Source organism: Burkholderia sp. 3C (assembly GCF_054589155.1).
The window spans coordinates 11502-18070 of the sequence record NZ_BAAILN010000060.1 but is presented as its reverse complement, the minus strand read 5'-3'; the positions used below and the strand labels follow the sequence as shown (position 1 = coordinate 18070).

At 65.4% G+C, this 6569-nt stretch carries 6 protein-coding genes and 1 pseudogene; 6 read left to right on the top strand and 1 reads right to left on the bottom strand.

Annotation, left to right across the window (positions count from 1 at the left end; all coding sequences use genetic code 11):
* Positions 1-63: 63 nt before the first annotated feature.
* Genes ugpA through ugpQ form a run of 4 tightly spaced genes read left to right on the top strand, consistent with a single transcriptional unit; the run spans position 64 to position 3716 of the window.
* Positions 64-948 carry a sn-glycerol-3-phosphate ABC transporter permease UgpA gene (ugpA, locus tag ACYP33_RS09950; protein WP_414443715.1) on the top strand — a complete coding sequence of 295 codons (885 nt, stop codon included), beginning with the start codon at positions 64-66 and terminating at the stop codon, positions 946-948.
* A complete protein-coding gene (gene ugpE, locus ACYP33_RS09945) occupies positions 945-1790 on the top strand; it encodes a sn-glycerol-3-phosphate ABC transporter permease UgpE (protein ID WP_414450493.1) in 846 nt (281 codons plus the stop codon). The genes ugpA and ugpE overlap by 4 nt, the downstream gene beginning before the upstream one ends.
* A 25-nt stretch (positions 1791-1815) precedes the next feature.
* Entirely contained in the window at positions 1816-2901 is a 1086-nt protein-coding gene (locus tag ACYP33_RS09940) for a sn-glycerol-3-phosphate import ATP-binding protein UgpC (protein ID WP_459621342.1), read from the top strand.
* Between the two features lie 38 nt (positions 2902-2939).
* Complete coding sequence (ugpQ, locus tag ACYP33_RS09935) at positions 2940-3716, top strand: glycerophosphodiester phosphodiesterase (RefSeq protein WP_459621340.1); 777 nt, start codon at positions 2940-2942, stop codon at positions 3714-3716.
* Between the two features lie 257 nt (positions 3717-3973).
* Here the strand turns inward: ugpQ and ACYP33_RS09930 are convergent, their stop codons facing one another.
* Positions 3974-4705: an OmpW/AlkL family protein gene (locus ACYP33_RS09930; protein ID WP_414443719.1), complete on the bottom strand. Its 732-nt coding sequence runs from the start codon at positions 4703-4705 to the stop codon at positions 3974-3976.
* Between the two features lie 194 nt (positions 4706-4899).
* On the opposite strand from ACYP33_RS09930, the gene ACYP33_RS09925 reads away from it, so the two are divergent.
* Both ACYP33_RS09925 and ACYP33_RS09920 read left to right on the top strand, forming a co-directional pair.
* Entirely contained in the window at positions 4900-5625 is a 726-nt protein-coding gene (locus ACYP33_RS09925; RefSeq protein ID WP_414443720.1) for a transposase, read from the top strand.
* A 282-nt stretch (positions 5626-5907) separates the two neighbouring features.
* Positions 5908-6569: pseudogene (locus tag ACYP33_RS09920) on the top strand (glutamate synthase subunit alpha); the annotation flags it as partial.

The window sequence follows — 6569 nt, the reverse complement described above, 5'->3', positions numbered from 1 at the left end:
CGCCGCCGTGGCAGCAACACGGCGGCGCGGCGAAGCGGCTTCTTTGTCGACGGAATTCCACCGATGTCATCCCGTTCCCGATTCGGCACGAGCGTGTTGCCGTATCTGCTGGTCGCGCCGCAACTGGCGATCACCGCGATCTTCTTTCTTTGGCCGGCCGGCGTCGCGCTCTGGCAGTCGACCCAATCGCAGGACGCATTCGGCACCACCAGCGAGTTCGTCGGCCTGGCCAACTTCGCGCACCTGTTCGGCGATCCGCTCTACCTCGATTCGTTCAAGACCACGCTGCTGTTCAGCGCGCTCGTGACGGTCGGCGGGCTGGTTGTGTCGCTGCTGCTGGCCGCCTGCGCCGACCGCGTGATGCGCGGCTCGCGCGTCTACCGCACGCTGCTGATCTGGCCGTACGCGGTCGCGCCGACCATCGCCGCGGTGTTGTGGGCGTTCCTGTTCAACCCGAGCATCGGCATCGTCACCTATGCGCTGGCGAAGCTCGGCATCGTCTGGAATCACGCGCTGTATCCGGGCCAGGCGATGACGCTGGTCGTGATCGCCTCGATCTGGAAGCAGGTCAGCTACAACTTCCTGTTCTTCTACGCCGGCCTGCAGGCGATCCCGCGCTCGCTGATCGAGGCGGCCGCGATCGACGGCGCCGGCCCGGTGCGGCGCTTCTTCAACATCGCGCTGCCGCTGCTGTCGCCAACCAGCTTCTTCCTGCTGGTCGTGAACCTGGTGTACGCGTTCTTCGACACCTTCCCGGTGATCGACGCGGCCACCGCGGGCGGCCCCGGCCAGAGCACCAAGACGCTGATCTACAAGATCTACACCGAGGGCTTCCAGGGGCTCGACATCGGCAGCTCCGGCGCGCAGTCGGTGGTGCTGATGACGATCGTGGTGGCGCTCACCGTGGTGCAGTTCCGTTTCGTCGAACGCAGGGTGCAATACGTATGATCGAGAATCGCAAGGGCTTCGACCGGTTCTGCCACGCGGTGCTGATCGCCGGCGTGGTGATGCTGCTGTTTCCGGTGTACGTGGGCTTCTGCGCCGCCACCATGAGCGCGCAGGAAGTGTTCACGGTGCCGCTGTCGCTGATCCCCAGCACCCACCTGTTCGAGAACATCGCCACCATCTGGCATCGCGGCAGCGGCGCGACCGTCACGCCGTTCGGCGTCCTGCTGATCAACAGCCTCGTGATGGCGCTGGTGATCGCGCTCGGCAAGATCGCCGTGTCGATCCTGTCGGCCTACGCGATCGTGTATTTCCGCTTTCCGTTCCGCAACACGGCGTTCTGGCTGATCTTCGTCACGTTGATGCTGCCGGTCGAGGTGCGGATCTTCCCGACCGTGCAGGTGGTGTCCAGCCTCGGCATGACCAACAGCTACGCGGGCCTGACCTTGCCGCTGATCGCCTCGGCCACCGCCACCTTCCTGTTCCGGCAGTTCTTCATGACGCTGCCCGACGAGCTGATGGACGCCGCGCGCATCGACGGCGCCGGGCCGCTGCGCTTCTTCTGGGACGTGGTGCTGCCGCTGTCGCGCACCAGCATCGCGGCGCTGTTCGTGATCACCTTCATCTACGGCTGGAACCAGTATTTGTGGCCGATTCTGATCACCACCGACGGCGCGCTGTCGACCGCCGTGGTCGGCATCAAGACCATGATCGCCAGCGGCGACGCGGCCACCGAGTGGCATCTCGTGATGGCCGCGACGCTGCTGACCATGCTGCCGCCGCTGGTGGTGGTGCTGGCCATGCAGCGCTGGTTCGTGCGCGGCCTGGTGGATACCGAAAAATAAGCATCTGTCTGGAGAGTGTCGAAGCATGGCTGCACTGAGCTTGAACGGCGTCCGCAAGAGTTACGACGGCAAACACACCGTCCTGCACGGCATCGACGCCGACATCGCCGACGGCGAATTCATCGTGCTGGTCGGGCCGTCCGGCTGCGGGAAATCGACGCTGCTGCGGATGATCGCCGGGCTGGAGAGCGTGACGGAAGGCGAGATCGCGATCGGCGGCACGGTCGTCAACGCGCTGGAGCCGAAGGATCGCGATATCGCGATGGTGTTCCAGAACTACGCGCTGTACCCGCACATGACGGTCGCGCAGAACATGGGCTACGGCCTGAAGATCCGCGGCCTGCCCCGCACGGAAATCGACGCGCGGGTGGCGGCCGCCGCGAAGATCCTCGAACTCGAGGCGCTGCTCGCGCGGCGGCCGCGCGAGCTGTCGGGCGGGCAGCGGCAGCGCGTGGCGATGGGGCGCGCGATCGTGCGCGAGCCGGCGGTGTTCCTGTTCGACGAGCCGCTGTCGAACCTCGACGCCAAGCTGCGCGTGCAGATGCGGCTGGAGATCCAGCGCCTGCATGCACGGCTCGGCACCACCAGCGTGTACGTCACGCACGACCAGATCGAGGCGATGACGCTGGCGCAGCGCGTGATCGTCATGAACCGCGGGCGGGCCGAGCAGATCGGCGCGCCCGTCGACGTCTACGAGAAGCCGGCGACCACCTTCGTGGCCGGCTTCATCGGCTCGCCGGCCATGAACCTGCTGCGCGGGCGGCTCTCGGCCGACGGCGCGCTGTTCGAGGTGGCGGGCGGCGGGCCGCGCCTGCCGGTGGCCGGCGCGCCCGGCATCGGCCGCGAGGTGGCGCCGGGCCGCGAGTGGGTGCTCGGCATGCGGCCCGAACACATGACGCCGCAGCCCGGCATGCCGGCCGCCACCTTGCCGGTGGATTCGTGCGAGCTGCTCGGCGCCGACAATCTCGCGCACGGCCGCTGGGGCGACTACGACGTGGCGGTGCGGCTGCCCTACGCCGAGCGCCCGCCGACCGGCTCGGCGCTGCAGGTGTCGCTGCCCGCGCACCGGCTGCATTTCTTCGACCCGGCCACGGGCCACCGCGCCAACTGATCTCCGATTCCACCCCGCAGTCGAACGAGGACACCGTCATGCCCGAGCACGATCCGCAATCCTGGCCGTATGCGCCTGTCGCGCGCATCGTCGCGCATCGCGGCGGCGGCAAGCTGGCGCCCGAAAACACGCTGGCCGGCTTCGAGGAGGGCGCGCGGCGCGGGCACCGGATGGTGGAGTTCGATGCGAAGCTGTCGGCCGACGGCATCAGTTTCCTGCTGCACGACGATACGGTCGCGCGCACTTCGAACGGCGAGGGTGCGGCCGCCGGCATGGATTACGCGGCGCTGGCCGCGCTCGATGCGGGAAGCTGGTTCGACGCGCACTTCGCCGGCGAACGGATGCCGACGCTGGAGGAGGCTGCCGCGCGTTGCCTCGCGCTCGGCCTGGCGGCCAACGTGGAGATCAAGCCGTGCCCGGGGCGCGAGGCCGAAACCGGCGAGCGGGTGGCGCGCGACACGGCGCGCTATTGGCGCGGCGCGGCGGTGCCGCCGCTGCTGTCGTCGTTTTCGGTGGACGCGCTGGCGGCCGCGCAACGCGCGGCGCCGGCGCTGCCGCGCGGCTTGCTGCTCGACACGCTGCCGGACGACTGGCAGGCCCTCACCGCCCGGCTCGGCTGCGTCGCGCTGCATGCGAACCATCGCGAGTTCGACGCGGCGCGCGTGGCCGCGATCCGCGCGGCCGGGCTGCGCACGCTGGCCTATACGGTCAACGATCCGGCGCGGGCGCGCGAACTGATCGGATGGGGTGTGGATCTGATCTGTACCGATCGTATCGATTTGATCGGCCCCGATTTCGCGACAGCGCAAGGCTGACGCGCGCGATTGACCTCGCATTCGGCGGTTGCCGTCTTCGAGGATCACCTCGAAAGAGAATGTTTTTCGGGCCGGAACCCAATCAAGCGGAAAATAAAAATATCGAATTCGCGCGGTTGGCGATGAAAATGCTCCGTACGATGCGGGATGTAAAGCAAGTTCACATCCCGCTTTCGTTACGTCAGGAAAAAATCGCTACAAATTGCTGCGAGATTAACCATTCCCCAAATATTCGACTACGCTTAGAAGCACGTCGTTCAGAAGCGGTAGCCGACGTTCACGTAGCTCACGATCGGATTCAGCTTGATGTGGGCTTGAGAGGTTTGGGTGAGCGTGCCGACCTGGCTGGCGCGTTGGGTGGTCAGGGTGGCGGTCAGGCTGACCGGGATGTACGAGATCGACAGGCCGGCGAACCAGTGCTTGTTGAAGTTGTAGTTGAAGCCGGCGTTGAATACGGGCGCCCACTGGTTGCTGGTCGTGGCGCTGGTCGGCCCGCCCAGGGCGCCGTTCTCGAAGGCGCTGTTGGTGATCTTCGCACCGGTGAAGTAGATGTAGGTCGCGCCGACGCCCACGTACGGACGGAATTTCGCCTCGGCGCTGTTGAAGTAGTACTTGAGCAGCAGGGCCGGGCTCCACTGGTAGGCACGGCCGATCGTGCCGAACCGCGACAACGATCCTTCGCCTTCAATATTGAACTTTGGCGGCACCCCGTAGACGAATTCGGTAGCGATGTGGTCGGTCACGAAATAGCCGGCGGTGAAGCCGAACGTGTCGGCGTCCGAAATGCCGGCGCCGGTGTTCGGGACCGATTGATTCACAGGGGTTCCACCCACGCTCATGATTTTCAGTGGGTCGCTCGAATCCTGAGGGGCGAGATGAAACCAGCCCGTGGTGACATAGAAGCTTCCAGCCGATTGCGCTTGCGCGGGGGAGCCCGCAGTCATGAGTGCAAGTGCAACGGTCCCCGTAATGGCCAATTGTTGTTTCATCGGTTTGTCTCCTCCTTGATAAAAGGCGTGCTCATTATGACCACGGCGTTTCAAACGGAACAGGCTTGTAAGCTAGAGCAATCTCCCTAGGATTCGCACGAACGTACGAATCCTCCCTGCCGCGCGGGGCTCTGCGCGGATGCAGTCTTTCGGGCCTTCGGGTATTTCCTAACGCGATCAAACGGACATTCAGCATGGCACGGCTAGCACGACTCTACGTTCCCGATCAGCCGCAGCACGTCATCCTGCGCGGCCTGGATCAGCAACCTGCGTTCGTCGACGATCAGGATTACGAGCTTTTCATCGATTGTCTGAAGGCGGCGGCGCGCGATCATCAACTGGCAGTGCATGCCTATGTGCTGCTGCCGCGACAAGTTCAGCTGCTCGTCACGCCCAGCGACGAGGCAAGCCTGCCGAAGGCGATGCAGGCGGTCGGCCGACGCTATGTTGCGCATTTCAACCGCCGCTATTCGCGGCGCGGCACGTTGTGGGAAGGCCGCTATCGCGCCACCGTGATCGAGGGCGAACGCTACTTCCTGCTGGCGAGCCGGGTGGTGGAGTTGAGCCCCGTGCGTGCGCAGCTCGCGCAGGCCCCCGAGGCTTACCGCTGGGCGAGCTACCGTCACCATATCGGCCTGACCGTCGACAGCCTGATCACCGATCACCCGTTGTACTGGGCGCTCGGCAACACGCCGTTCGAACGGCAGCGCGCCTACAAGGAGCTGTGCGAACAGCCGCTCGACGAGCGCCAGACCGACCAGCTTCAGCAGGCCACGCTCAAGGGCTGGGTGCTCGGCAGCGAAACGTATCGTGAGTGGGCGGCCCGCACCGCGAACCGTCGCGTCTCGCCGCTGCCTCGCGGACGGCCGCGTAAGGTACGTGAAAACAATGGTCCGCACAACCCATCCGCCCATCAGTAATAACGGCAGCGGGGGGACCACGGCGGCATCTTCGGGTGCCGCCCTTTTTTTGCACCAAATCGATGCGTCCCCAATAAAAAGGCACCAATCCGAAACATCCAAATAATTGGTGTCAGACCAAACGGTTTTTGTTGCTATTCCGTTGATTCGTCGCGTATATTCCGATTTCCGGCATGCCGGGCGAAAGTGCGCCCGGCGCCAGCCCGCCACGCCGCCGCCGAAGCGGCGGGCGACAAGTACATGTTTCAACGGCCGCAAGGCCCCTACTCAGACGGTGTCCCCATGAACGACCACCAAGAGCCGCAGGGCGCGGTTCCCGCCGCGCAAGGTCTTTACGATCCGCAGAACGAGCACGACGCTTGCGGCGTCGGCTTCGTTGCGCACATCAAGGGCAAGAAAAGCCACGAGATCGTCGAGCAGGGCCTGAAGATTCTCGAAAACCTCGATCACCGCGGCGCGGTGGGCGCCGATCCGCTGATGGGCGACGGCGCGGGCATCCTGATCCAGATCCCGGACGCGTTCTATCGCGAGGACATGGCCAAGCAGGGCGTGACGCTGCCGCCGGAAGGGGAATATGGGGTCGGCATGGTGTTCCTGCCGAAGGAAAGCGCCTCGCGCATCGCCTGCGAGCAGGAGCTGGAGCGCACCGTCAAGGCCGAAGGCCAGGTGGTGCTCGGCTGGCGCGACGTGCCGGTCGATTCGACCATGCCGATTTCGCCCACGGTCAAGGCGTCCGAGCCGCTGATCCGCCAGATCTTCATCGGCCGCGGCAAGGACGTGATCGTCACCGACGCGCTCGAACGCAAGCTGTACGTGATCCGCAAGACGGCGAGCCACCGCATCCAGGCGCTCAAGCTGCAGCACGGCAAGGAATACTTCGTGCCGTCGATGTCGGCGCGCACCATCGTCTACAAGGGCCTGCTGCTGGCCGGCCAGGTCGGCGT

What these genes read in the sequence shown, in the direction of transcription:
- ugpQ (WP_459621340.1), top strand. Translation starts at nt 2,940, where the DNA reads ATGCCCGAGCACGATCCGCAATCCTGGCCGTATGCGCCTGTCGCGCGC.
- ugpA (WP_414443715.1), top strand. Translation starts at nt 64, where the DNA reads ATGTCATCCCGTTCCCGATTCGGCACGAGCGTGTTGCCGTATCTGCTG.
- ACYP33_RS09930 (WP_414443719.1), bottom strand. Translation starts at nt 4,705, where the DNA reads ATGAAACAACAATTGGCCATTACGGGGACCGTTGCACTTGCACTCATG.
- ACYP33_RS09940 (WP_459621342.1), top strand. Translation starts at nt 1,816, where the DNA reads ATGGCTGCACTGAGCTTGAACGGCGTCCGCAAGAGTTACGACGGCAAA.
- ugpE (WP_414450493.1), top strand. Translation starts at nt 945, where the DNA reads ATGATCGAGAATCGCAAGGGCTTCGACCGGTTCTGCCACGCGGTGCTG.
- ACYP33_RS09925 (WP_414443720.1), top strand. Translation starts at nt 4,900, where the DNA reads ATGGCACGGCTAGCACGACTCTACGTTCCCGATCAGCCGCAGCACGTC.